The following is a 23,620-nucleotide window of genomic DNA, read 5'->3' as shown; positions in this document are numbered from 1 at the left end:
CTGCAATAGTGGTTCGATGGCTTCAGGTCAGGGCTGGAATTGTACCAGTTGTGGCATAGCCAGGCAAAAAAATGTAATCAGACTGGAAATCGGCTCAGGACCCCTTATTTGCACCTCGACGTGCCCGTTCCAGTTCCAATTGGACACTTATCCGAATGCCCTTGATGTTGCGACCGCTTAAATTTGTACCTGCGCTGATTTTGGCCGCTTTTGCCGCTGGCTGCGCCACCCAGGATCCGGTTGCGCGCGCCTCCGGCGAGGTGTTCGACCCTTATGAGCGGACGAACCGTTCTATTCATGCCTTCAACCGCGGTGTCGACCGGATCGCTTTCCGCCCTGCGTCCAAAGGGTATGTGGCGATTGTACCTGCGCCGATGGTCACCAGCTTCTCATACTTCGCGGAAAACCTGTCGATGCCCGGCCAGATGGTCAACGCGCTGCTGCAGGGTGACCTGAAAACGGCGGGCAACGCATTTTCGCGTTTCGTGATCAATTCGACAGTGGGGTTTGCGGGCCTGGCTGACCCTGCCACCGAATTCAAGGTGCCTGCGGTCGATACCGATTTCGGTGAAACCCTGCACAAATGGGGCGTCGGCGAAGGCGCCTACGTCGAACTGCCTCTGCTCGGCCCGTCCACCAGTCGCGATGCCGTGGGGGTCGCGGTGGACTTCTTCACCAACCCTCTGGGCCATGTCGAGCAGAATACTGCCGACAATATCACCATCTACGCCGAGATCGTGCGCCGCATGGGCGATCGTGGCAACTATTCCGACACAATCGACTCGATTCTGTATGAGAGCGCCGACAGCTACGCTCAGTCCCGCCTGATCTACCTGCAGAACCGCCGGTTCCAGCTGGGGGATGGCGAGGAGATCCAGGAAATCGACCCGTTCGAGCTGAACACTGAAGGATTTTGAAAATGGACCGCCGCAATTTCCTAACCGGCCTGTGTGCCGGAGTTGCCGCACTGACAGCCGCACCGCAGGCCCTGTGGGCGCTGACCGAAAGCAGTGCCAGCACTTTGATCAACCGCCTGGTAGCCGACATCAACCGGGTGATCGAGTCCGGCAAGGGTGAAAGCGCCATGTTCCGCGACTTTGAGCGGATCTTCCAGCAATACAGCGACACATCATATATCGCAGCCTATGCACTGGGAGCCGACGGGCGCCGCGCATCCCCCGCTCAGAAGAAGGCCTTCTCCAAGGCCTTCCAGGGCTACATTTCCCGCAAATACGGCAAACGCTTCCGCGAGTTCATCGGCGGCAAGCTGGAAGTGAAGAGCGTCAAGAAAGTGAAGAAATGGTATGAGGTAAGCACCATTGCCTACCTCAAAGGCCAGTCGCCGTTCGAGGTGACCTTCCTTGTCTCGGACCGCTCCGGCCGCGACCTGTTCTTCAACATGTTCATCGAGGGCGTGAACCTGCTGCTGACCGAGCGAACAGAGATTGGCGCGATCCTGGACGGCAAGAAAGGCGACATCGACGCACTGATCGCCGAGCTGAAGCGGCTCAGCTAAGCCGGCAGCATACAGATTGCAAGACAGGCTCCCTCCGGGGGGCCTTTTACTTTGCGCTAAAGGGGGCAGGTCAAGCGGCCTGCCAGCTGAAAGCACAATACCCTCCTGCACGTGGCAGCAGCATCCAGGATGCCGGAGGCGGGCGGGAGCCCCCCCTGTCCGTAGTATTAGTTGCCCAGAATATCGCGCAGGATGTTATCGACCGCGCGGCCCAGTTCCTGGCCCAAGTTCGGCCCCTGGCGGCGGCGGCGCTCGCGGCGGGGCTGCTGCGGCGGCGGAGCAATCGGTTCTGGTTCCAGCATCGGCAGCGGCTTCGGCTCCAGCCCCTCATGCACTCGCACCATAGTCTCGCGCCAGATTTCGGCGGGAAGGCCGCCGCCGGTCACGCCGGACAGGGGGGTGTTGTCGTCGTAACCCATCCAGACACCGGCAACGTAGTCTGCCGTGAAACCGATGAACCAGGCGTCCTTAGCGGCAGACGTGGTGCCGGACTTGCCCGCTGCCTGCCAGCCCGGGATCTGCGCCCGCTGACCGGTACCGCCGGCAATCACCTTTTCCATCATCCAGACCAGCTGCTGCGCGGCCTCCGGGCGGATCACACGCTCGCCAATGCCGCCGCTGGCGCCCATCAGCGCCTCACTGTCCTCGACCAGCTTCAGCTCTGTCACCCCGTATGGCGTCACGGAGGAACCGCCGTTCAAAATCCCAGCATAAGCGCCGGTCATTTCCAGAAGCGTGCTCTCAGAGGCCCCAAGCGCCAGCGCCGGGCCTGCAGCCAGATCGCTGTCGATGCCAAAGTCCTTGGCCACAAGGCTCACCTTGTCGCGGCCCACAGCCTCGGACACTTTCACAGCCGGCACATTCAGCGAGTCCCGCAGCGCCCGCGCCAAAGTCACCTCGCCATAGAACTTGCGGGTATAGTTGTCCGGGCACCACTGGCCGGAGCCAGGAATGTTCAGACAGTATTTTGCATCCAGCACCCTGTCATAAGGCGAATAGCCAAGCTCAAGCGCAGTGGCATAGACAAAGGGTTTGAACGCAGAACCGGTCTGCCGTTTGGCCTGGGTTGCGCGGTTGAACACACCCGAGACGCGGGTCTTGCGACCGCCCACCATCGCTCGCACGGCACCATCCGCGCTCATCACCACGATGGCGGCCTGCGCCTTGGAGCCCTGACGGACCTTGTTCTCGAACACATATTTCAGCGCTTCCTCAGCCGCACTTTGCAGGCGCTGGTCCATGGTGGAGCGGATAACCACGTCCTCGGTGGTCTGATCGCCCAGGAAATCCGGGATGCTGTCCATCACCCAATCGGCAAAATAGCCGCCGGCCCGCGCCGCTGCCGCCTCGCTCAGCTCTGCCGGGCTGTCCTGAAACTTCTGCATCTCCGCCGTCGTCAGGTAGCCTTGCTCCTGCATCAGCCGCAACACGGTGGCGGCCCGGTCCTGCGAGCGCTGCAGGTTGTTGGTGGGGGCCAGCGTCGAGGGCGCCGTCAATAGCCCTGCCAGCATCGCGCCCTCTGCCGGGTTCAGCTGGTTCGCCGACTTACCAAAGTACCGCTGCGCCGCAGCCTCCGCCCCATAGGCGCCGCCGCCCATGTAAGCCCGGTTCATGTAGATCGAGAGGATCTCATCCTTGGTGTATTTGGCCTCCATCGCCAGGGCAAAGATCGCCTCGGTGCCTTTGCGCCACAGCGAGCCCTTGCGGCAGTCCGCCTCATAGGCGCTTTCGCTCTTCCACTCGTCCGGGTCATAGACCCTGCCCAAGCACAGGAGTTTCGCTGCCTGCTGGGTGATGGTGGAACCGCCATGGCCTGACAGTGGCCCTCGGCCTTCGCTCAGGTTGATGCGCACAGCGCTTGCGATGCCTCGCGGCGACAGGCCGAGATGGCGATAGAACCGCTTGTCCTCGGTCGCCACAATCGCGTTCTTCAGATGCGGCGACACCGTGTCCGCCGTCACCACACCGCCAAACTGGTCGCCGCGCCAGGCAAAAACCTCACCCTCGCGGTCCAGAATGGTGACGGATCCGCGGGCGCGGCCATCCAGGTAGGCCGAAACATCCGGCAGGCGCGCGTATTGAAAGGCAACAGCCAGGCCCACCAGCCCGCAGGCAACCATCCCAATGCGCCATGTAAACCCCCAGACCAGCCGGAAAACAAAGGCAAACGGTGCCAGTAGCCAGCCAATGGGTCCGCGTTTTTTAGGTGCAGGCCTGGCGCGGGACTTCTTACGGACGAAAAGCCGCCCCAGCAGACCCGGCTTCTTCGCCTTGGCTGCCGGTTTCCTGCGCGCAGGTTTTTTGGCGGCCGGTTTCCCCTTGCCGCCCGCGGAATAGCGTTTCTCTGCCACCAGAGGCTTGCGCCCGGATCCTTGTGCCATCGTCTGTTCCTGCCCGGTTTGCCCGTTGTCCGGCGACAATACCCTGCCTGTGCCGGATTGTAGAGGGGGCAGAATCCGGACCTTTCCCCTTTGCCAGATGGCCGGTTTTTAAGCGAACCGGTCAAAAGGCGCAAAATTATTGTGCGCCCGCAGAAAGACGCGCGGAAATTTGCTGGCGTTCGCTTTGCACGACTCGGGACGGCGGTTTTGCTGCAGGTGCACAATGCATCGGCAAGGGGCCGGGGCAGCGCGAAACCTAAGGGATGCAGAGATGAAAATGATCATAGCCGCCATCAAGCCCTTCAAGCTGGACGAGGTCCGCGAGGCGCTGACCGGTCTTGGCGTGAGCGGGCTGATGGTCACCGAAATCAAGGGCTTCGGCGCCCAGGCGGGCCATACCGAGATTTACCGCGGCGCCGAATACGAAGTGAATTTCGTGCCGAAGCTGAAACTGGAACTGGTGGTGCCTGCAGACCAGGCCGAACAGGCCGTCAGCGCGATATCCGAGACCGCGCGCACCGGCAAGATCGGCGACGGCAAGATCTTCGTTCTGGACGTGGAACAGGCCCTGCGGGTGCGCACCGGCGAAACCAATCTCGAGGCGCTGTAAGCGCGCCCGGCATGGAGGAAAGACTAATGAAGACCCTGAAACTCCCCCTTGCGGCGCTGGCACTGGCGGCACTGCCAAGCCTGGCGCTGGCCCAGGACGGCCCGGCCCCGGGCGTGAATCCCTCCACGGACACCGTGTTCATCCTGAACTCGCTGCTGTTCCTGATCGGCGGCTGCCTGGTGTTCTGGATGGCAGCAGGCTTTGCCATGCTAGAGGCCGGCCTGGTGCGCTCCAAGAACGTCACCATGCAGCTGACCAAGAATATGGCGCTGTTCTCTCTGGCCGCCGTGTTCTACTGGCTGATCGGCTATAACCTGATGTATCCGCTGGGCAATTGGGCCATTGACGGCGTGCTGTCCGGTGTCTTTGGCCCCGGGGTGCTGGAGGCGGTCGGGATCACCGCGGAAGGTGCGGATGATTACTCCTATGCCTCCACCGGCTCCGACTTCTTCTTTCAGCTGATGTTCTGTGCCGCCACCGCCTCGATCGTGTCGGGCACCCTGGCAGAGCGCATCAAGCTGTGGCCGTTCCTGATCTTCACCATCATACTGACCGCCGTGATCTATCCGTTCCAGGCCAGCTGGAAATGGGGCGGTGGCTTCCTGGAGCAGATGGGTTTCCTGGATTTCGCAGGTTCTACCGTGGTGCATTCGGTGGGCGGCTGGGCCGCGCTGACCGGCGCGCTGATCCTCGGCCCGCGCATCGGCAAGTACAAGGACGGCAAGACCATCCCGATGCCCGGCTCCAATCTGGCGCTAGCAACCCTTGGCACCTTCATCCTTTGGATGGGCTGGTTCGGCTTCAACGGCGGCTCGCAGCTGGCGATGGGCTCGATCGGCGACGTGGCTGACATCAGCCGCATCTTCTCCAACACCAATGCCGCCGCGGCAGGCGGTGCAGTGGCCGCGCTGATCCTGACCCAACTCCTGTTCAAGAAGCCTGACCTGACCATGATCCTGAACGGCGCGCTGGCCGGCCTGGTGGCGATCACCGCTGAGCCGCTGACCCCGGGCCTGGGCCTGGCCACCTTGATCGGTGCCATAGGCGGCGTGATCGTGGTCTTCACCGTGCCGCTGCTGGACAAGCTGCAGATCGACGACGTGGTCGGCGCCATCCCGGTGCACCTGCTCTGCGGCATCTGGGGTACTGTGGCAGTGGTTCTGTCGAATCCCGAAGCCAGCCTGCTGACCCAGCTGACCGGCATCGCCGTGGTAGGTGTGTTCACGGTTTCCGCCTCTGCAGTGGTCTGGATCATCCTGCGTGCAACCACCGGCATCCGGGTGGAGGAAGAAGATGAGGTCAACGGGCTCGACATGGCGGAACTGGGCATGGAGGCTTATCCGGAGTTTTCGCCGAGCTGAATGCGAACCCAGATGACAAAAAGCGCGGCGCCTGTTTCAGGCGCCGCGCTTGCGTTTCGGCGGCGGGCTCCCGCCAGGTGCAGGATCATCAAGAGATGCCCCCTCCCTGTTGGGCCGGGCGCCGCTGGTGCGGCGCGGGACGGGCTCAGCCCTGAGGGACAACAATCACCTTGGGCGCCTTCTGGTCGCGGTAATCGCGGCGGTCTTCGGCGCGGTCCAGATGATCCTCAACCACGTCCCAAACACCGGTGTCGACGGCTTCATCCCGGCGGTTCTCGCGGCGGTCAGCGCGGTTTTCAACCCGGTCGATAACCTCGCCGTTTGCAGCAAAAGCCGGGGCAGTCATTGGCAAGGCAACCGCGGCGGACAGGATCACGGCAAGGGCAGATTTCACGAGGGTCATTTCAGGTCTCCTAGGCTGTGTTGCTATGTGAATTCCGCAAGCACAAACGCATGCCTTCAGCGTTTCCGTCGCCCAATCGCGCCTGACCTAGCGTCAAGCGGTCTTCCGCACCGCGTCAGCGGTGCCACGCCCAAGCCTGAAAGGGCCTTGGCGCAGCCAAGTCACGCAGCCAGGCGCGGGAGCACTGGCTTCGCAAAGCCGCCATTCGCCGCTCTTGCCCGCACAGTTTTCTGAAAAGTCTTAGGCACCGTCCCAAGAAAAAACGCGCCCTTGAAAGAGCGCGTTCCCAAATTTCAAAGTGCCTGAGGCTCAAACGCCGGCGTCGACAATCGCCTTGGCCAGCACCGGCACGGTCTGCGCGTTGAGGCCTGCAATGTTCAGGCGGCTGTCGCCGACCATGTAGATGCCATTGTCCACGCGCATCTTCTCGACCAGCTCCGGCGTGGTTCCCAAGAGCGAGAACATGCCGCGGTGCTGGGCGATGAAGCTGAACCGGTCGGAGCCGGTCAGGCGCTGCAGTTCATCCGCGAGGCTTTGGCGCAGGCCCAGCATGCCAAGACGCACCTCTTCCAGCTCAGCCGCCCAGTCGGCGCGCAGAGCATCGTCGTTGAGGATCATGGTCACCAGACGCGCGCCGTGATCCGGCGGGAAGGAGTAGTTCTGCCGGTTCAAAAACGCCAGGGTGCCCTGGTTCAGCGCTTGTGCGCCCGCGTCGTTGGAGACAGCCATCAGCAGGCCGGTGCGCTCGCGGTATATGCCGAAGTTCTTGGAGCAGCTGGCGGCAATCAGTGTCTCGGGGCAGCTGGAGGCCACAAGGCGCACGCCCAGCGCGTCTTCTTCCAGGCCGTCGCCAAAGCCCTGATAGGCAATGTCGATCATCGGGATCAGGCCGCGCTCGTTCAGCAGCGCAATGATTTCTTTCCACTGCACCTCGTTGAGGTTGGCGCCGGTCGGGTTGTGGCAGCAGCCGTGCAGCAACACCACGTCGCCCTTCTGCGCGCCTTTCAGGTCTTCCATCATGCCGTCGAAGTTCACTCCGCGGGTGTCACGGTCGAAGTAGCGGTAGACGACGGTTTCGATGCCAACATAGTTCAGGATCGACACGTGGTTCGGCCAAGTCGGATCCGACACAAAGACGCGCGCCTTGGCGTTGGCCATCTTGATCAGTTCAAACGCCTGCCGCACAGCACCGGTGCCGCCGGGGGTTGCCGCCGCTGCGATGTTCTCACGCGCAACCGCATCACCCAGGATCAGCTTGATCATCGCGTCTGAGTAGGCCGGATCGCCGGCCAGTCCGACATAGGACTTGCTGGTCTGCTCTTCCCACAGCTTGTGCTCAGCAGCCTTGATCGCACGCATCACCGGAGTGACGCCCTCGGCGTTCTTGTAGACGCCGACGCCAAGGTCGATCTTGTCCGCGCGCGGGTCGTCGCGATACATCTGCATCAGCGCCAGGATCTTGTCAGCGGGCTGGGGTTTCAGGGTCTCGAACATTGCTCAGTTCTCTCCGGTAGCAACGGGAAGGGTCGGGAAGGCACCCCACTCCACCCAGGACCCGTCATAGAGTGAATGATCGGTCTTACCGATGCGCTCCAGGGCGAGGCTGAGGATGGCGGCGGTAACGCCCGATCCGCAGGAAGTAATCGCAGGTTTGCTCAGGTCGGCGCCAGCGGCCTCAAAGGCAGCGCGGATGCCATCAGCGTCTTTCATGGTGCCATCGGCGTTCAGCACCTGGCCAAAGGGCACGTTGCGCGAACCGGGAATGTGGCCTACGCGCAGGCCCTCGCGCGGCTCCGGCGCGTCGCCGCGGAAACGCTCGGCCGAACGGGCATCGATGATTTCATGATCACCCAGCTTGGCGGCGGCAGAGACCTGGGTCACGTCACGCACCATGTGGTTCTGCACCCGCACGGTCATGTGGCGGTCGCGGATCACCGGCGGCAGATCCTCGACCGGTTGGCCCTCGGCCTGCCATTTCGGGAAGCCGCCGTCCAGCACCGCAACATTGGTCTGTCCCATCAGCCGGAACAGCCACCAGACGCGGGCCGCTGAGAACAGGCCGGCGCCGTCGTAGACCACCACCTGGTGGCCGTCGCCGACGCCCATGGCGCGCAGCTTGGACATGAATTTTTCAACCGGCGGCACCATATGCGGCAGGTCAGAGCGGTTGTCGGAAATCTCATCAATATCAAAGAACCGCGCGCCGGGAATGTGGGCGGCCTCATACTCCGCCCTAGCGTCCCGCCCCTGCTGCGGCAGATACCAGGACGCGTCCAGAACCCGCAGATCCGGGTCCTTCAGATGGGCGGCAAGCCAGTCCGTGGAAACCAGCGTCTTCGGATCGTCCTGCATCAAAGCGTCTCCCTATCTGCGTATAGCGCCATGGGTACATCCCGCAGCTAAGCGGTGCAAGCTATCCTGTCCCCTCACTAGCTTATGCACACATCTTGCGCGTGTTTTACGGAGCAGCAACAAGTTGCCCGCATACTTGCCGCACATTTTGAAAAGGTAATCGAATGCCCCGTCTGCGCAGTTTACTCGCATTTATCTTGATGTCCGCCTGTTTTTCCGCACCGTCCTCTGCGCTGGCCGAATGCATCAAATTTGGAAATACATGCATATTTGGCAATGACTTAAAGGCGAGTTTCCGGATAGGCGGCACCACATCAGACTTACAGGAACTGACACAGTTTCAGCATTTGACCGAGCTGTCACTGGTCGCAGAACCGGGATTTGAAAACCCGTTGGATCTTTCACCACTGGCTCAGCTTCCCGGCCTGGAGAAGCTGGCATTGGTGGGGCTTACCGTTTCCAGCCTGACGCCACTGACCAGTCTGCCGGAGTTGCGGCGGCTTAGCCTTGATTCTGTGCAGTCGCCCGACTTTTCCCCGCTGACGCAAATGACCGGGCTTGAGCACTTGTCCGTTTGGGGTATCCGGGAGGTAACAGATCTTTCTTTCCTGCACGGTTACACCCGTTTGCGAAGCCTGAATATTGCCGGCACCGGCGTTACGGATCTGACCCCCCTGGAAGGGGTCGCAACGCTCGAAAACCTGCTGGCATTCAACACCGGCATTTCCGAGCTGGCACCGCTTGCTGCCGCGAACCTGCGTGTGGTCTGGATATCCGGATGCCCGGTCCAAAGCCTGGCACCGCTGGCGGCCTCCAGCAACCTGCAAATGCTGCGCGCTGACGGAAGCCGCCTGCAAAGCCTGGAGGGGCTGCAGAACAAACCCGCCCTTCATACTCTGGTCCTGACAGGCAGCCACGTCGCCGACCTTTCGCCCTTGGCAAGCGCAGGCAGGCTGGCGGAACTGGAACTTGCGAACACGCAAGTCCAAGACCTCGCGCCCCTGTCAAACCTGTCCGCGCTTCACACTGTGGTTTTGGACGGCACAGCTGTCAGCAGTCTTGAGCCGCTTGCGGGGAGCAGCCTTCAAAAACTCTCGGCAATTGGCACTGCGGTGACCAGCCTGGCGCCGGCCCGGCACATGCCAGATCTGAAGGAACTTGGCATTTCCGGCACAGGTATCCGGGACCTGCAACCGCTCGAAGGCCTGAAAAACCTGACTATCTTGCGGGCCATTGGCTTGCCTCGAGATGTTCTCCTGCCGCTGCTCAGGACCGAAAACCTCAGGATCCTGTACGCCGGACCTGAAGGCGGACCGCACAGGCGGCTGCTTGGGAGAAAGCAGATTGCCAAATACGTTACCGGCGCAGGGCAGCAAGACTGACAGAACTGATGCCTACCGTGCGTCCTTCAGCAGCCGCTGCTTCTGGCGGCCCCAGTCGCGCTTGGCCTGGGTCTCGCGCTTGTCGTGCAGCTTCTTACCCTTGGCAATGCCCAGTTTGATCTTGGCGCGGCCCTTGTGGTTGAAATAGATCACCAGCGGCACCAGAGTCATGCCCTTGCGCTGGGTCAGGTTCCACAGGTCCGACAGTTCCTTGCGCGAGACCAGCAGCTTGCGGCGGCGGCGTTCCTCATGCTTGAACACCTTGGCCTGCGCGTATGGTGGAATGTAGGAGTTCACCAGCCACAACTCGCCCTCTTCCACCGCAGCATAGCTGTCCGCGATGTTGGTGCCGTTGCCGCGCAGCGCCTTGACCTCGGACCCCTCCAGCACGATGCCGCATTCGATATCGTCCTCGATTGCGTAATCAAAGCGCGCCCGCCGGTTCTCGGCGATCACCTTATAGTTCGGGTCTGATGTCTGCTTCTTCTTGGCCATGGGCGGCAGATGTAAGGCCGCACACCGGCGGGCGCAAGACGAGGTTCACGCTTTACGGCTGCGCAGCAGCGTGAAAACACCACTGCCGACAATCACAGCACTGCCAATCAGCGTCAGGGTGTCGGGACGTTCGCCGAATACCAGCACCCCCAGCACCATGGCAAAGACCAGCCTTGTGTAGCGGAACGGTGCAATGACAGAGATCTCCCCCGCCCGCATAGCGCCCGAGAGCGCGTTATAGGCAATCACCCCGATCAACGTGGCAGCGGCGATATCCAGCCAGTTGCTCGGCGCTGGCCAAACCGCACCGCCGGTCCAGCCCAAGGCAATGATCCCGGCAACCACCAGCATGGCGAACCCCAGAAATCCCAGCTGGTTGTTGCTCATGTCTTTGGGCGCCGCGCGGGTCGCCAGATCGCGGCCCGCAAAGCCCAAAGTACCCGCGACCGCAAACAGCGAGGCCGGCTCAAACCCGCTGAGCCCCGGCCGAAGTATCAAAAGCACCCCGGCAAACCCCAACCCAATCGCCAGCCAGCGTCGCCAACCCACCTTCTCGCCAAAAAACACCACCGCGCCGGCCGCCACCACCAGCGGCGTCGCCTGAAGGATGGCCGAGGCCGAGGACAAGGGCGTCAGCGCAATTGCCAAAGTGAAGCACAGGCGACCGACGACCTCCGCCAAAGAACGCCACAGCATCGGGCGCGTGCCAAAGCCCGGGTGCCAAGGAGCATGCCCTTGCGCACGCGCCATCGCTCCAAAGATTGCCATGCCGCCCAGCCCGAACAGGATCAGGATCTGCCCCACCGGCAACGCAAGGGCCGCGGATTTGATGAACATGTCCTCCAGCGCAAAGGCGGCCATGGCCAGCACCATCAGAAGGCTTCCGCGCAGCGTATCCATTCCCGGCTCCAAATCCTGAAAACTCAATCACTTGCGCAATTGGTAGGCAGCTTGAGAAAGATACACAAGTAAAGCAGATCAATCCCGCTGCGTCAGAACCGCCTGCAGGTAGTGATGCATGTTGAGGAACGCCGCGCCGGTCCCAAGGCTCCGGTAGCCATGCGGCTGGTCGGCGGCAAAGCGCAGCCCCTGCCCCGGCTCCAGCGCCACCCATTGGCCATCGCGCAGCACCTCCATGGACCCGTGCAGCACATAGACTTCCTCGGTCACACCGGTGTCATGCGGCTGCGACTGATGGCTCTGACCGGGTTTCAGCGTCACCTGAAAGGTCTCCGCACCCAGCAGCGGATCAAAGGGAAAGACGATCTTGACGCCGATGCTGCCTGGAAACTGGACCGTCTCATAGACGCCGGTGGCTGCGCTCACCGGTCGCGCGGCCTCACCTAGAAGGGCCGTTAGCGGCAGGTGGAACCCTTTGGCAATCTTCCACAGCGTGGCAATCGTCGGGCTTGATTCGCCGCGTTCGATCTGCCCCAGCATGGCCTTGCTGACACCTGTGGCCTCTGCCGCCTTGCTGAGGCTAAGCCCCGCCGCCGCGCGGATTTCCCGCAGGTTCAGGGTGATGCCGTCATCGCTCATATCCGCCGCCCTAAAAAAGCCCCTTGTGCGCTATAACGCACAGACTGTAGTGTGCGCTATAACGCACAGCACTCCTATCCCATCCGGCACCACAGGAAAACCCGCATGCTCAAGGATCTGAAGCTATCGCATCTCGTCTCTGGCGCGGTTGCCGTGCTGGTCGGCTATACCGGATCGGTCGCCATCATCTTCCAGGCGATCGAGGCCGTGGGCGCCACCCAGGCCCAGGCCAACAGCTGGATGCTGGTGCTTGGGCTCGGCATGGGGATCACCTGCCTGATCCTGTCGCTGATCTACCGGATGCCGATCCTGACCGCCTGGTCGACGCCCGGCGCGGCGCTGCTGGCGGTCAGCCTCAACGGCGTGCCGCTGGCAGAGGCGGTAGGCGCATTCCTCCTCTGCGCAGTGCTCCTGACCCTCACTGGCATCACCGGCTGGTTCGCCGCCCTCTCCCGCCTGATACCGGACAGCCTGGCCAGCGCCATGCTGGCAGGCATCCTGTTCCAGTTCGGTCTCTCCGCCTTCACCTCGCTGCAGACCGACACCGCAATGGTGGCGGTGATGGGGCTCACCTTCCTAGCCGGACGCAAGCTTTTCCCGCGCTATACCATCCCCGCAGTGCTGGCTGCAGGCGTCGCTTGGTGTGCCGCCACCGGCGCCTTCGGCAGCCTGGAGGCACTGGACCTGACGCTCGCTCGCCCCGAATTCGTCATGCCCGCCTTCTCATTGCCGGTGCTCATCGGTATCGGCCTGCCGCTCTACATCGTCACCATGTCCTCGCAGAACATGCCCGGCGTGGTGGCGCTGAAAGCCTGCGGATATGAACCGCCGGTTTCCGCCAGCCTCACCGTAACCGGCCTGGCGTCGCTGCTGCTTGCCCCCTTCGGCGGCTTTGCCTTCAACCTCGCTGCCATCACCGCCGCCATCTGCGCAGGCCCGGAGGCGGATGAGAACCCGGACACCCGCTATCTGGCGGGCGTGATGACGGGCCTTGTATACATCCTGGTGGGGCTTGGCGGCGCCACCGTCATCAGCCTGTTCCTGATCGCACCCAAGGCGCTTGTTGCCACCGTTGCAGGTCTTGCGCTGCTGGCAACCATCGGCAACAGCCTCTCCGCCGCGCTGGCCCCGCCGCAGGGGCGCGAGGCCGCGCTCATCACCTTCATGACCACGGTCTCCGGCATCAGTTTCTATGGAATCGGCGCGCCGTTCTGGGCGCTGGTGCTGGGCCTTCTGGTGAATCACTGGCTGCGCAGCCCCGCCCCCGCCCCGGCCCGCGTCTGACAGTGCCGCCGCAAAACAGAAACCGCCAACAAATTCCGGCGCAATCTGCGCCAAAATTACCGAACCACGCCCCGGCAGGTTGCCTTTATTGCGCAAATCGTGTGTTTGGGGTCAAATTCAAAGGGAAGCGCTCAGATGCCGATGTACCGATCCAGAACCTCCACCCATGGCCGCAATATGGCGGGCGCGCGCGGACTGTGGCGCGCAACCGGCATGAAAGATGATGACTTCGGCAAGCCGATCATCGCCATCGTCAACTCCTTCACCCAGTTCGTGCCCGGCCATGTGCACCTCAAGGACCTGGGCCAGATGGTCGCCCGCGAGGTCGAGGCAGCAGGCGGCGTCGCCAAGGAATTCAACACCATCGCGGTGGATGACGGTATCGCCATGGGCCATGACGGCATGCTGTATTCGCTGCCTTCGCGCGAAGTGATCGCCGACAGCGTCGAATACATGGTCAACGCACACTGTGCGGACGCCATGGTCTGCATTTCCAACTGCGACAAGATCACTCCGGGCATGCTGATGGCCGCCATGCGCCTCAACATCCCGGCGATCTTCGTGTCCGGCGGCCCGATGGAAGCGGGCAAGATCGACATTGCCGATCTGGACATGAAAAAGATCGACCTGGTGGATGCTATGGTCGCGGCGGCGGATGACAAGTTCACCGACGATCAGGTGAAGCATATCGAGGAAAACGCCTGCCCCACCTGCGGGTCGTGCTCGGGCATGTTCACCGCAAACTCGATGAACTGCCTGGCCGAGGCCCTTGGCCTGGCACTGCCGGGCAACGGCTCGACGCTGGCCACCCATGCCGACCGCAAGGGCCTGTTCCTTGAAGCGGGGCGCAAGATCGTCGAGATCACCAAGCGCCACTACCAGGACGAGGAAAAGGGCTTCCTGCCGCGCGAGATCGCCACGTTTGAGGCCTTCGAGAACGCAATGAGCCTGGATATCGCCATGGGCGGTTCCACCAACACCGTGTTGCACCTCCTGGCCATCGCCAACGAGGGCGAGGTGGATTTCAACATGTCCCACATGGACGCCCTCAGCCGCAAGGTGCCCTGCCTGTGCAAGGTGGCGCCGAACACAGCGAACGTGCACATGGAAGACGTCCACCGTGCCGGCGGCATCTTCTCAATCCTGGGCGAGCTGTCTCGTGCCGGCCTGCTGCACAACCACTGCAGCACCGTGCACTCCTCGACCATGGGCGAAGCCATCGCCAAATGGGACATCAAGGTTGCCAACAACCCCGAAGCTGAAGAGCTGTTCAAAGCGGCACCCGGCGGCGTGCGCACCACGCAGGCGTTCAGCCAGTCAAACCGCTACAAAGAGCTGGACAACGACCGTGAAAACGGTGTGATCCGCTCCAAGGAGCACGCCTTCAGCCAGGACGGTGGCCTTGCGGTTCTGTTCGGCAACATCGCGCTGGACGGCTGCATTGTGAAAACCGCAGGCGTGGACGCCAGCAACCTGACCTTCACCGGTACCGCCTATGTTTGCGAAAGCCAGGATCAGGCAGTGAATGACATCCTGACCGGCAAAGTGACCGAAGGCGACGTGGTGGTGATCCGCTATGAAGGCCCGCGCGGCGGTCCGGGCATGCAGGAAATGCTGTATCCGACCTCCTATCTGAAATCGAAGGGCCTCGGAAAAAAATGCGCCCTCCTGACCGACGGGCGTTTCTCCGGCGGCACCTCCGGTCTGTCGATCGGCCATGTCTCGCCCGAGGCGGCCGAAGGCGGCACTATCGGCCTGGTGCGTCAGGGCGACAAGATCGAGATCGATATCCCCAACCGCTCGATCCATCTGGCGGTCTCCGACGAAGAGCTGGCCGCGCGCCGCGAAGAGCAGGACGCCAAGGGCTGGAAACCCGCGGAGCCGCGCAAGCGCAAGGTCTCCAAGGCGCTGAAGGCCTACGCGCTGCTGGCCACCTCGGCGGCCAAAGGCGCGGTACGCGCGCTGCCCGACGAAGACTGATACTGCTCAGACCTGGAGCACACAGAACCCGCCGCCCTAATCGCGGCGGGTTTTCTTTTGGCCTCCGCTCCTGAGGCCGGGTCAAGGGCCGCGCAAAGCGCGGCGGCGCAGCCGCTTGCCCTTGAGGCGGCATCAGGGGCTTCACAATGGACAAGGCGCGTTCAGGGCGCACCTGCCCCTGAACCGCTTCTCAGCAAATTTCCTTCAACACCTTAGATCTCCCGCCCCCGCTGCAGCCTGCTGGCTGACGCCAGCACGCCACGCGGCGTTGGGCGCGGCGCCGTTCTGACGCACGGCGTGCCTCCGGCGGGAGTATTTAGCCAAAGGTGAAGCCAAACGGCCGATTGCGGCACACGCCTGCGCCGCGCCCGCGGCGCCGGGCCCAAGGCTTGGCGCTGCATCTGTGATGCTGCGGCTGGGCGCGGGAGCCCCTATTCCCCCAGCTTGGCATGCACCTCATCGAGGTCGATCTCGCCCATCGGCATTTTGTTGCCCGGGTTCTCGAAGTCGTATTTGAATAGCTCGAAGTCGCGCTTGTAGATCTCGTAGACCAGATGCATCGACAGGTCGTCGAAGTACGCCTCCACCGGATGCGCGCGCTTGGGGCCGTGGCCTTCGCTTTCGTTGAAGCGCGGGATTGCGGCCAGGTCGACGGCATGCGGCGTCTCAATCGCGTCCAGCACGCCCTGCATCCCGTCATTGAACGCCTCGGTCCAGAAGATCCGGTTGTAGCGCCCGCCGTTCAGGATGAAGGTCGACACATGCCCCGACATAGCCGACCAGTGAATGTCCGGGTCCATCGGGCGGCGCCAGCGGATGGTGTCGCGCGCAAACAGCAAAAACCGGCGGAAGCTGGCGATCTGGTCGAACTCCTGCTTGCCATCCTCGCCGCCGACCTCAATGCCGTATTCGTAAGCCAGCTTGGGCACCAGGTTGCCGCGGTAGCGCTTGCCGTTGCGCTGAATGCCGCAGATCTTGTCGAAGAAAGACGACAGGATGCGGGTATAGGGGTTGCGCACGCAGGTAAAAGCATAGGACTGCCGCCCCTGCACATTACGGGTGATCGGCTCCTGGCTGTGCTCCAGCGCCCATTTGTGCAGCCCGTCCTTGGCGTCATGAATGTCGCCGTCAAAGAACCGTCCATGGTCCGAATAATAGAGGATCTGCCCGATAGTCGAGCAGGCGCATTTTGGCACCACCCGGTAGACCACACTTTCACTTTCCGTCATCCAGGTGCCGGGAAACCCCATCTGCCGCCCTCTTGTCTGTCTTTGCCTGTTCCCAGCAGTAATCGCATATGTTTACCGAAACGGGAACTATCTGGTTTATTCGTGCGTGCAGCACGCTTATCAAGGTAAACAATCAGGCAGAACAAGGCAGTCCGTCCCCCCAATGGCAAAAATCGCATATATTCTGCTGTGCCATAAAAACCCCGACGCGATCATCCAGCAGGCTGAGCGCCTGACCGCGGTCGGCGACTGCATGGCGATTCACTTCGACGGGCGGGCGGCACCGGAAGATTACCAGCGGATCCGGTCGGAGCTGGCGGACAACCCCAACGTCACTTTTGCCAGGCAGCGGATCAAATGCGGCTGGGGGGAATGGTCGCTGGTCGAAGCCACTCTGCACGCCCTGCGCAGCGCCGTTGAGGAATTTCCGCGCGCCACCCACTTCTACATGCTGTCAGGTGACTGCATGGCGGTGAAAACGGCGGAATACGCCCACCGCTTCCTGGACGAGCACGACAAGGACTTCATCGAGAGCTTCGACTTCTTCGAAAGCGACTGGATCAAGACCGGCATGAAAGAGGAGCGGCTGATCTACCGCCACTTCTTCAACGAGCGCAAGCACAAGCAGCTGTTTTACTGGAGCCACGAACTGCAGAAACGGCTCGGGCTGCAGCGGGAGATCCCCGCCGACATCCAGGTTCAGATCGGCAGCCAGTGGTGGTGCCTGCGCCGCCGCACTGTCGAGTGGATCCTGGGGTTTATCCGCAAGCGCCGCGATGTAATCCGCTTCTTCCGGACCACCTGGATTCCGGATGAAACCTTCTTTCAAACCCTGGTGCGCCACCTCATCCCGGAAGCGGAAATCGAGGCCCGAACCCTCACCTTTCTGATGTTCACCGACTACGGAATGCCGGTGAACTTCTACAACGACCACTATGACCTGCTGCTAAGCCAGGACTTTCTGTTCGCCCGCAAGATCAGCCCCGAAGCCAAGGAGCTGAAGTCACGGCTCGGACGGCTTTATGCGGCGCAGGGCGTGGACTTCCAGATTTCCAATGAGGGGCGCAGCCTCTACAAATTCCTGGCCCAGCGCGGCCGCGACGGACGCCGCTTTGCGCCGCGGTTCTGGGAGACAGAAAGCACCCTCGGCCGGGAACGCGAACTGCTGATCGTGGTCTGCAAGAAATGGCATGTCGCCAAGCGGCTGCTGGAACAGATCCGCCAGGTCACCAACATTCCGGCGATCGAATACCTGTTCGACGAGGAGGACACTCCCCTTCCCGACCTCGGCGGCATTCAGGCGGCGCTGATGAAACGCACCCGCCACCGCCGGGCGCTGATGCGGATGCTGTTTGAATATTATGAATCCGACCAAATGATCATCTGCCTTGACCCTGGCGCCATCGACCTGATGAATGATTTTCATTCGGACCGGTCATCGACGCGCTTTCTGCACATCGAGTGCGACTTCAGCGACGATTATCTGATCGGTCATGCCCACCGTGTTGGGCTGGCAGGCGAACGCACTCCACAGCAAACGCTGGAGCGGCTGCTGCCGACAATCCGCAATGACATCCTGCATGAAAGCGACCGCATCCGTGATGCAGGCTTCAACAAGCTCTACAAGATACGAGAGAGCAGCAGTCCAGAGGCAAACGCGGGCGAACTCAGCGGCTTCCTGAACCTGACCGAAGACAAGGCCCGGCAGATTGCCGGGACTGACTATCTGTTTGCCGACTGACACGGGGCAATGCCGCCCCGCATCAAAACCAGTGACGGAATTTAGTCTTCCAGCGCCTTGATCATGTCGACGCGGGTGCCGTGGCGGCCGCCCTCGAACTCAGTGCCCAGAAAGGCATCGACGATTTCCAGCGCCAGCCCTTCGCCGACCACACGGGCGCCGATCGAAAGCATGTTGGCGTCGTTGTGGGCGCGGATCATCTTGGCCGAGAACGTGTCGGAGCAAACACCGCAGCGGATGCCCTTCACCTTGTTGGCTGCCATCATGATGCCCTGGCCGGTGCCGCACAGGACAATGCCCAGCGCGCAGTCGCCAGAGGCGACCAGCTCTGCCGCGGCCGCGCCATGCTTGGGGTAATGGGTGCTTTCCGGGGTTTGCGGGCCGATGTCCTCGACCTCCCAGCCCTGGGCTTCGATATGGGCGGCAACGGCCTTGCGCAGCTCGATGGCGGCGTGGTCGCTGGAAAGTGCAATGCGCTTGCTGGCAGTCATGGTCTGATGGTCCTGTGTCGCAACGGGGGTATGAGGCTTGGCCCCGTGTTGACCAAGGGACGGGCGCGGCGTCAATCCCTTTATCGCCGCAGGCCCGGACCAGAAGGGAGCGGAGGGCCAGCGGGAGGCCCTCCGTCAGATCAGATGTCCACTTCGACCCGGCCAATCGGGTTGGAGCAGCAGGCCAGGATGTACCCGGCCTCCACGTCTTCCTCTGAGATGCCGCCGTTGTGGACCATATGCACATCGCCCGCGGTCTTCTTGACCTTGCAGGTGCCGCAGATGCCGAAGGTGCAGCCCGACGGGATGTTGAGGCCCGACGCCTTGGCAACTGCCAGCACTGTATCGGTTTCGGTGCAAGTGGCAGTGACGCCCGACGCGGCAAAGCTGATCTCTGCGGCGGCGGTTTCCTCGGGAACCACATCGTCCAGCTCCGGCGCATCTGCCTCGGTCTCGACCGGCGCGCCAAAGCTTTCCTGGTTGTAGTTCTCCATGTCAAAGCCGAGGCCGTTCAGCATGTCGCGCACCGCCTGCATGAACGGCTCCGGCCCGCAGCAGTAGATCTCGCGCTCTAGGTAATCGCCGGCAATCAGACCCAGCATGATCTGGTTCAGCTGCCCGCGGTAGCCGGTCCAAACCTGATAGGGGTCGTCCTCTTCCACCACGAAATGCAGCTTGATCCCCGGCACCCGCGCCGCCATGCCCTCCAGCTGGCGCCGCGCGATGATCTCGCTGGGCCGCTTGGCGCAGTTAATGAAACAAACGTCCGGCGACTGGCCGCGATCAAACAGATACTGCGTCATCGACAGGCTCGGCGTGATGCCGGAACCTGCGGAGATGAACAGGAACTTGCCGTTCGGCCGTTTCGGCAGGGTGAACACGCCTGCCGGGCCAGAGGCCCTGAGGAACATGCCCGGTTTCAGATTGTCCAGCATCCAGCGGGTACCGATGCTGTCGGCCTGCGCCTTCACCGTCACCGAGATCGACAAGGGCCGCGAAGGCGACGAGCTGATCGTGTAGGTGCGCCAGACGGTGCCGCCCGGCACCGGCAGCTCCAGCGTCAGGAACTGGCCCGGCTGGTACTTGAACCACGCGCCCGAAGGTGCGCGGAAGCTGAAGGTGGCGGTGTTCGGCGCTTCCGGCACGACAGAGACGCATTCCAGCATCTCGTCGTCCTTCCACGCCAGAGTTTCATCCAGCGTCTCGAAATTGGCCTGCAGTCCCATGCGCTTACTCCGCCGCGATCAGGTGGCGGCCGGTCAGCGCGCGGGTCAGATGCTCGGCGTACCAGTTGGAGAACTGGATAACGCCGCTTTCCTGCACTTCCGAATAGGGACCGGGCTCATAAGCGGGTGAGTTGATGCCGCGCTGATTGTCCTCGACCACGATGCGGTCCTCGTCGTTGGTGGCAACCCAGACCTCGGTCAGCCGCTTTAGGTCATAATCCTGGCCTTCAACCGCGTCCTTGTGCACCAGCCATTTGGTGGTGACTTCGGTCTCGGTCGGGCTGATCGGGGTCACCCGGAACACGATGGAATGATCCGGCAGGAAGTGGTTCCAGGTGGTCGGGTAATGGAACTTCAACAGCGTGCCCGCATCGGCAAACGGCACCCGGCCCAGCTTCTTGGCGACAGCTGCCTTGCCGTCCATGGTATAGCTCTCGGCGCCCTCGTTCAGTGGCATCCGCGCCACCCGGTACTGGCCACGCGCATCAATCTGGAACTGCGCCGGCACGCCTGCCGCTTCGATCCGGTCGAAATGCTTCTGCAGGTGCGGCGGGGTCTCGCCGCCCTCGACGCCGGTTACGGACGGGTCTTCCGGGAAGGTCCGGCACAGCGACGGGTGGTTGCCGCCGCAGTGATAGCACTCGCGGTTGTTCTCCCAGACCAGCTTCCAGTTGCCGTTCTCGATGATCGAGCTTTCAAAGGCCACCTTGGCGTTGCCCAGATCATGCGGCTCCAGATAAGGCCGCGCCACGGCTGCGAAGGCATCGAAATCCGGCGCCTCATCGGCCAGGCAGATGTAGATCAGCCCAGCCAGATCACGGCAATGCACCGGCTTCAGCCCGTGTTTGGAGGCATCGAAATCCGGCCCCATGTCGCGCGCCCACAAGAGCGAGCCGTCCAGCTCATAGGTCCACTGGTGGTAAGGGCAGACCAGCTTGGGCGCATTGCCCTTCTTCGCCTTGCACACGACCGAACCGCGGTGACGGCAAGCGTTGTGGAAAGCACGCACTTCGCCATCGGTGCCGCGCACGATGATGACGTTGTAGGCGCCGACCTGATGGGTCACGAAGTTGCCCGCCTTCGGGATCTCGCAGGCGGGAATGGCAAACAGCCACTCGCGGTAGAAGATCTGGCGCATGTCCAGATCCAGCACGCCCGGATCGGTATAAAACGCCCGCTCCAGGGAATAGTTTTTCTGACGGGCCACCAGTTTGGCCAGAATTTCGCTGTCGTGAAGCATTTGCTTCTCTCCTTTGCCGCATCCCCGCGGCAGGTTGGCTTGGCTGCGGGCATGGAGGGAGAGATCGCAGGCCACGCGCCTGCAACCGCCCCGCCGCCGCCCGCGGTTGACGTTTTCATGGCAAGGCTGGTTTCCGGACTGTCCCGGGGCCTTTTGGCGGCGGGCCTGGCACCTTCCCGAAGCCGCTGCTTCAGTGGTTTTTGCCATGCCTTGCCCGGGGTCACCGTTGCGGGGGCAGTGCCGGAGTTTCACCAGCTTCCCAATTCTCCGCCCCGAAAGGCGGCACCTTGCTGAGGCGGAAATTGCCCTAATCCTGCCCCGCAGGCGGAGACAAATCCGACCCGCCAAAACCGGAAAAAGACATGTATGTTTCCCGGTTTCGGCGGGACAGGAATGTCCAGAATCTCAAACCGGCATCCGCCAGCCTGTTTGCGGCAAGCGCTTATCTTTCATGCATTTAGACGCCATCCGGAGTTACGAATCGATTCGCCCGCCGCAAATCTTGCGCTGCCCCCTTGGAACGCGAATTTGATTTAACTATATGCCGTACAGTTAAATGGTGCACAGGAGGATCCGATGACCACCGGCCACGTCTTCATCGCCACCAGCCTCGACGGCTTTGTGGCCCGCCAGGACCATTCGCTGGACTGGCTGCTCAAACAGCCCTATGCAGAAGATGACGATGGCGGTTTCGCGGCCTTCATGGACAGTGTCGACGGGCTGGTCATGGGGTCGGGCTCATTCCGGACTGTGCTGGGGTTCGGCCAATGGCCCTACACCAAGCCGGTTGTTGTCCTCAGCAGCAGCCTGACCGGACAGGACATTCCCGAGGAGCTGAAGGACAAGGTACGCCTCAGCAGCGCTGATCCCGCAGATCTTATGCAGGAGCTTCAAGAAGAGGGCTGGACCCGCGCCTATGTCGACGGCGGCCGGATGGTGCAGTCCTTCCTGCGCGAGGGGCTGATCGCCGATCTGACCATCACAACGGTCCCGATCCTGATCGGCAGCGGCATTCCCCTGTTCGGCAGCCTGGACCAGGACATCGACCTCCAGGTGGACAGCTCCCGCATCCTGCCCACCGGCATGGTCCAGACCACGTTCAGGGTGGCCTGACCATTGCCTCCGCGCATGGGGCGCCCTCCCAAGGGCAGCCGGATCCTCAGCAAGGATGATGTCCTGAAAAAGGCCCTGCAGCTGCTCGACGAGGGCGGCAGTAAGGCCTTGACGTACAAGGCACTGGCAGCGGCGCTTGGCGTCACCCCAATGGCCGTTGCCCATCACGCCGGCACAAGGGATGAGATGTTCGCCAGCCTCGTGGCCATTGCGTTTGAAGGATCAGACACCCCGTCAAAGGCAGCAACACCAAAGCTGCGGCTGCGCGAGCTGCTGACCTGCTACTGCGCCCAGGTGACCCGGCACCCGGAGCTGGCGAAATGCATCCTGGAGAACCCGGCCCTGATCGGCCCCTCCCTGACAAGACTGACGCAGCTCATCGAGGCGGAAATTGCAGCCGCAGGCGTAACCGGCACAGAGGCCCGCACCCTTCTCTGCCTGCTGGTGGATTACACACACGGCTTCGCCTTTGCCGCCGCCGCGGCGCCAGGCGGAGCACTGTCACCTGACGACTTCATCCCGGCGCTGGACTGGGTGCTGGACCGCATTGAATAAAGAAGCGCGGGCCCGTTCAGGCCCGCGCATCCGCGTGTGTCTTGCAGAGCCGCCGATCCAGCGGCCCCTCCTCACTTTGACTTCCAGGTATCCAGCCAGCGGCGGAACCGGCCCTTGCGCTCGGCAATCGCATCCCCCGCCGCATAGAGGCTGTCCTCGGCGCTTTCGATCATCGGGTCGATCCGCGCCCGGCGGAACCGGCGCCAGCGCACATAGATTGCCCACAACAGTGCCGCCAGCAGCACCAGGAAGATGATCGAGAACCAGTTCACCGGCTTGTCCTCCGGCCCCGCCACCGGCTTGATCGTCACCGCGTTGGGGAAGATCGACAGAAACTCGTTGCGCCAGCCGTAATGCATCACCGCCACCCACTCCGGGTTCGCCTTTGTCGAGATGCTGTCATTGGCGTCCGTATAGAGGTTTGCGGTGTCGAACTTGAAATAAGGCGGCCAGCTCCAGCCGGTATCCTCGTTCCGGTAAACCATGTTGCGGCCGTTGGCGCGCACTGCCTGGATGAACTGCACATCGCGGTTGATCAGCTGTGCCGACTGGTCGTCAGGCTTGGACCAGAAAACCCGCGTCCAGTCGTTCAGCTCCTGCCGTTCCTCGTAGGTATTGACGATGCGCACCACGTCGTACTGCGGCAGCGTGTAGTGCAGGAAGGCGCCGAACAGCACCCAGAAGGTAATCAGGAATGCCCATTTGATGAAACGCATGGGGGT

Annotated in this window: 22 protein-coding genes and 1 riboswitch; of the genes, 10 read left to right on the top strand and 12 right to left on the bottom strand. The window is 62.3% G+C overall.

Going from position 1 to position 23,620, the window contains the following annotated elements; genetic code table 11:
* Window positions 1-164 precede the first annotated feature (164 nt).
* Window positions 165-917, top strand: coding sequence for an MlaA family lipoprotein (locus RA26_RS05860; protein ID WP_241482593.1), 753 nt, complete (start codon window positions 165-167; stop codon window positions 915-917).
* Window positions 918-919: 2 nt separating this feature from the next.
* On the top strand, window positions 920-1,516 hold the full coding sequence (locus RA26_RS05855; RefSeq protein ID WP_039181240.1) for an MlaC/ttg2D family ABC transporter substrate-binding protein: 597 nt from the start codon (window positions 920-922) through the stop codon (window positions 1,514-1,516).
* 167 nt (window positions 1,517-1,683) lie between these two features.
* On the opposite strand, the gene RA26_RS05850 is transcribed toward RA26_RS05855, so the two are convergent.
* Window positions 1,684-3,897, bottom strand: coding sequence for a transglycosylase domain-containing protein (locus tag RA26_RS05850; RefSeq protein WP_039181237.1), 2,214 nt, complete (start codon window positions 3,895-3,897; stop codon window positions 1,684-1,686).
* A 271-nt stretch (window positions 3,898-4,168) separates the two neighbouring features.
* Here RA26_RS05850 and RA26_RS05845 point away from each other — a divergent pair, with 271 nt between their 5' ends.
* Both RA26_RS05845 and RA26_RS05840 read left to right on the top strand, forming a co-directional pair.
* Complete coding sequence (locus RA26_RS05845; protein WP_027257453.1) at window positions 4,169-4,507, top strand: P-II family nitrogen regulator; 339 nt, start codon at window positions 4,169-4,171, stop codon at window positions 4,505-4,507.
* A gap of 26 nt (window positions 4,508-4,533) precedes the next feature.
* Window positions 4,534-5,868 (top strand): ammonium transporter, encoded by a 1,335-nt coding sequence (locus RA26_RS05840; RefSeq protein WP_039181234.1) that lies wholly within the window; start codon window positions 4,534-4,536, stop codon window positions 5,866-5,868.
* 145 nt (window positions 5,869-6,013) lie between these two features.
* Here the strand turns inward: RA26_RS05840 and RA26_RS05835 are convergent, their stop codons facing one another.
* The 3 genes from RA26_RS05835 to sseA form a co-directional block, all read right to left on the bottom strand.
* Window positions 6,014-6,271 (bottom strand): hypothetical protein, encoded by a 258-nt coding sequence (locus RA26_RS05835; protein ID WP_039181231.1) that lies wholly within the window; start codon window positions 6,269-6,271, stop codon window positions 6,014-6,016.
* Window positions 6,272-6,580: 309 nt separating this feature from the next.
* Window positions 6,581-7,765 (bottom strand): amino acid aminotransferase, encoded by a 1,185-nt coding sequence (locus RA26_RS05830; RefSeq protein ID WP_039181228.1) that lies wholly within the window; start codon window positions 7,763-7,765, stop codon window positions 6,581-6,583.
* Window positions 7,766-7,768: 3 nt separating this feature from the next.
* Window positions 7,769-8,623, bottom strand: coding sequence for a 3-mercaptopyruvate sulfurtransferase (sseA, locus tag RA26_RS05825; RefSeq protein ID WP_039181226.1), 855 nt, complete (start codon window positions 8,621-8,623; stop codon window positions 7,769-7,771).
* Between the two features lie 164 nt (window positions 8,624-8,787).
* Between sseA and RA26_RS05820 the strand changes: the two genes are divergently transcribed.
* A complete protein-coding gene (locus RA26_RS05820) occupies window positions 8,788-10,005 on the top strand; it encodes a leucine-rich repeat domain-containing protein (RefSeq protein WP_039181223.1) in 1,218 nt (405 codons plus the stop codon).
* Window positions 10,006-10,017: 12 nt separating this feature from the next.
* On the opposite strand, the gene smpB is transcribed toward RA26_RS05820, so the two are convergent.
* The 3 genes from smpB to RA26_RS05805 all read right to left on the bottom strand — a co-directional run bounded on the left by smpB (window position 10,018) and on the right by RA26_RS05805 (window position 12,039).
* Window positions 10,018-10,500, bottom strand: coding sequence for an SsrA-binding protein SmpB (gene smpB / locus RA26_RS05815; RefSeq protein WP_019297314.1), 483 nt, complete (start codon window positions 10,498-10,500; stop codon window positions 10,018-10,020).
* Between the two features lie 45 nt (window positions 10,501-10,545).
* Window positions 10,546-11,400, bottom strand: coding sequence for a DMT family transporter (locus RA26_RS05810; RefSeq protein ID WP_039181220.1), 855 nt, complete (start codon window positions 11,398-11,400; stop codon window positions 10,546-10,548).
* A 78-nt stretch (window positions 11,401-11,478) separates the two neighbouring features.
* The gene (locus RA26_RS05805; protein WP_039181217.1) at window positions 11,479-12,039 is read right to left on the bottom strand and encodes a helix-turn-helix domain-containing protein; all 561 of its coding nucleotides are present in this window, start codon (window positions 12,037-12,039) and stop codon (window positions 11,479-11,481) included.
* A 105-nt stretch (window positions 12,040-12,144) separates the two neighbouring features.
* Between RA26_RS05805 and RA26_RS05800 the strand changes: the two genes are divergently transcribed.
* Both RA26_RS05800 and ilvD read left to right on the top strand, forming a co-directional pair.
* A complete protein-coding gene (locus RA26_RS05800; protein ID WP_039181214.1) occupies window positions 12,145-13,323 on the top strand; it encodes a benzoate/H(+) symporter BenE family transporter in 1,179 nt (392 codons plus the stop codon).
* Window positions 13,324-13,458: 135 nt separating this feature from the next.
* Window positions 13,459-15,303 carry a dihydroxy-acid dehydratase gene (gene ilvD, locus RA26_RS05795; RefSeq protein WP_039181212.1) on the top strand — a complete coding sequence of 615 codons (1,845 nt, stop codon included), beginning with the start codon at window positions 13,459-13,461 and terminating at the stop codon, window positions 15,301-15,303.
* A 431-nt stretch (window positions 15,304-15,734) separates the two neighbouring features.
* Here the strand turns inward: ilvD and RA26_RS05790 are convergent, their stop codons facing one another.
* The gene (locus RA26_RS05790) at window positions 15,735-16,553 is read right to left on the bottom strand and encodes a sulfotransferase family protein (protein ID WP_039181211.1); all 819 of its coding nucleotides are present in this window, start codon (window positions 16,551-16,553) and stop codon (window positions 15,735-15,737) included.
* A gap of 142 nt (window positions 16,554-16,695) precedes the next feature.
* On the opposite strand from RA26_RS05790, the gene RA26_RS05785 reads away from it, so the two are divergent.
* Window positions 16,696-18,273 (top strand): DUF5928 domain-containing protein, encoded by a 1,578-nt coding sequence (locus RA26_RS05785; RefSeq protein ID WP_039181210.1) that lies wholly within the window; start codon window positions 16,696-16,698, stop codon window positions 18,271-18,273.
* Window positions 18,274-18,314: 41 nt separating this feature from the next.
* On the opposite strand, the gene rpiB is transcribed toward RA26_RS05785, so the two are convergent.
* The 3 genes from rpiB to RA26_RS05770 all read right to left on the bottom strand — a co-directional run bounded on the left by rpiB (window position 18,315) and on the right by RA26_RS05770 (window position 21,230).
* Window positions 18,315-18,764, bottom strand: coding sequence for a ribose 5-phosphate isomerase B (gene rpiB, locus RA26_RS05780; protein WP_039181207.1), 450 nt, complete (start codon window positions 18,762-18,764; stop codon window positions 18,315-18,317).
* Window positions 18,765-18,904: 140 nt separating this feature from the next.
* Complete coding sequence (locus tag RA26_RS05775) at window positions 18,905-19,990, bottom strand: hybrid-cluster NAD(P)-dependent oxidoreductase (protein ID WP_039181206.1); 1,086 nt, start codon at window positions 19,988-19,990, stop codon at window positions 18,905-18,907.
* A 4-nt stretch (window positions 19,991-19,994) separates the two neighbouring features.
* Window positions 19,995-21,230, bottom strand: coding sequence for an aromatic ring-hydroxylating oxygenase subunit alpha (locus tag RA26_RS05770; protein WP_039181204.1), 1,236 nt, complete (start codon window positions 21,228-21,230; stop codon window positions 19,995-19,997).
* Between the two features lie 107 nt (window positions 21,231-21,337).
* Window positions 21,338-21,535: riboswitch (cobalamin riboswitch) on the bottom strand.
* Window positions 21,536-21,806: 271 nt separating this feature from the next.
* Here RA26_RS05770 and RA26_RS05765 point away from each other — a divergent pair.
* On the top strand, window positions 21,807-22,343 hold the full coding sequence (locus tag RA26_RS05765) for a dihydrofolate reductase family protein (protein WP_039181202.1): 537 nt from the start codon (window positions 21,807-21,809) through the stop codon (window positions 22,341-22,343).
* A gap of 15 nt (window positions 22,344-22,358) precedes the next feature.
* Window positions 22,359-22,898 (top strand): TetR/AcrR family transcriptional regulator, encoded by a 540-nt coding sequence (locus RA26_RS05760; protein WP_052272327.1) that lies wholly within the window; start codon window positions 22,359-22,361, stop codon window positions 22,896-22,898.
* 71 nt (window positions 22,899-22,969) lie between these two features.
* Here RA26_RS05760 and RA26_RS05755 read toward each other — a convergent pair whose 3' ends face one another.
* The gene (locus RA26_RS05755; RefSeq protein ID WP_039181201.1) at window positions 22,970-23,614 is read right to left on the bottom strand and encodes a DUF1523 family protein; all 645 of its coding nucleotides are present in this window, start codon (window positions 23,612-23,614) and stop codon (window positions 22,970-22,972) included.
* Window positions 23,615-23,620 lie beyond the last annotated feature (6 nt).

The organism is Leisingera sp. ANG-M7, assembly GCF_000813965.1.
In the GTDB taxonomy this organism is placed as follows: domain Bacteria; phylum Pseudomonadota; class Alphaproteobacteria; order Rhodobacterales; family Rhodobacteraceae; genus Leisingera.
This window is presented reverse-complemented; position numbering and strand designations above follow the sequence as displayed.

Excerpts from the sequence above, each read along its gene's own strand:
- RA26_RS05760 (WP_052272327.1), top strand. The coding sequence starts at position 22,359 with ATGGGGCGCCCTCCCAAGGGCAGCCGGATCCTCAGCAAGGATGATGTC.
- RA26_RS05800 (WP_039181214.1), top strand. The coding sequence starts at position 12,145 with ATGCTCAAGGATCTGAAGCTATCGCATCTCGTCTCTGGCGCGGTTGCC.
- RA26_RS05790 (WP_039181211.1), bottom strand. The coding sequence starts at position 16,553 with ATGGGGTTTCCCGGCACCTGGATGACGGAAAGTGAAAGTGTGGTCTAC.
- RA26_RS05785 (WP_039181210.1), top strand. The coding sequence starts at position 16,696 with ATGGCAAAAATCGCATATATTCTGCTGTGCCATAAAAACCCCGACGCG.
- RA26_RS05830 (WP_039181228.1), bottom strand. The coding sequence starts at position 7,765 with ATGTTCGAGACCCTGAAACCCCAGCCCGCTGACAAGATCCTGGCGCTG.
- RA26_RS05840 (WP_039181234.1), top strand. The coding sequence starts at position 4,534 with ATGAAGACCCTGAAACTCCCCCTTGCGGCGCTGGCACTGGCGGCACTG.
- RA26_RS05770 (WP_039181204.1), bottom strand. The coding sequence starts at position 21,230 with ATGCTTCACGACAGCGAAATTCTGGCCAAACTGGTGGCCCGTCAGAAA.
- sseA (WP_039181226.1), bottom strand. The coding sequence starts at position 8,623 with ATGCAGGACGATCCGAAGACGCTGGTTTCCACGGACTGGCTTGCCGCC.
- RA26_RS05775 (WP_039181206.1), bottom strand. The coding sequence starts at position 19,990 with ATGGGACTGCAGGCCAATTTCGAGACGCTGGATGAAACTCTGGCGTGG.
- ilvD (WP_039181212.1), top strand. The coding sequence starts at position 13,459 with ATGCCGATGTACCGATCCAGAACCTCCACCCATGGCCGCAATATGGCG.
- RA26_RS05820 (WP_039181223.1), top strand. The coding sequence starts at position 8,788 with ATGCCCCGTCTGCGCAGTTTACTCGCATTTATCTTGATGTCCGCCTGT.
- RA26_RS05845 (WP_027257453.1), top strand. The coding sequence starts at position 4,169 with ATGAAAATGATCATAGCCGCCATCAAGCCCTTCAAGCTGGACGAGGTC.
- RA26_RS05765 (WP_039181202.1), top strand. The coding sequence starts at position 21,807 with ATGACCACCGGCCACGTCTTCATCGCCACCAGCCTCGACGGCTTTGTG.
- RA26_RS05850 (WP_039181237.1), bottom strand. The coding sequence starts at position 3,897 with ATGGCACAAGGATCCGGGCGCAAGCCTCTGGTGGCAGAGAAACGCTAT.
- RA26_RS05755 (WP_039181201.1), bottom strand. The coding sequence starts at position 23,614 with ATGCGTTTCATCAAATGGGCATTCCTGATTACCTTCTGGGTGCTGTTC.
- RA26_RS05810 (WP_039181220.1), bottom strand. The coding sequence starts at position 11,400 with ATGGATACGCTGCGCGGAAGCCTTCTGATGGTGCTGGCCATGGCCGCC.
- RA26_RS05860 (WP_241482593.1), top strand. The coding sequence starts at position 165 with ATGTTGCGACCGCTTAAATTTGTACCTGCGCTGATTTTGGCCGCTTTT.
- smpB (WP_019297314.1), bottom strand. The coding sequence starts at position 10,500 with ATGGCCAAGAAGAAGCAGACATCAGACCCGAACTATAAGGTGATCGCC.
- rpiB (WP_039181207.1), bottom strand. The coding sequence starts at position 18,764 with ATGACTGCCAGCAAGCGCATTGCACTTTCCAGCGACCACGCCGCCATC.
- RA26_RS05835 (WP_039181231.1), bottom strand. The coding sequence starts at position 6,271 with ATGACCCTCGTGAAATCTGCCCTTGCCGTGATCCTGTCCGCCGCGGTT.
- RA26_RS05855 (WP_039181240.1), top strand. The coding sequence starts at position 920 with ATGGACCGCCGCAATTTCCTAACCGGCCTGTGTGCCGGAGTTGCCGCA.
- RA26_RS05805 (WP_039181217.1), bottom strand. The coding sequence starts at position 12,039 with ATGAGCGATGACGGCATCACCCTGAACCTGCGGGAAATCCGCGCGGCG.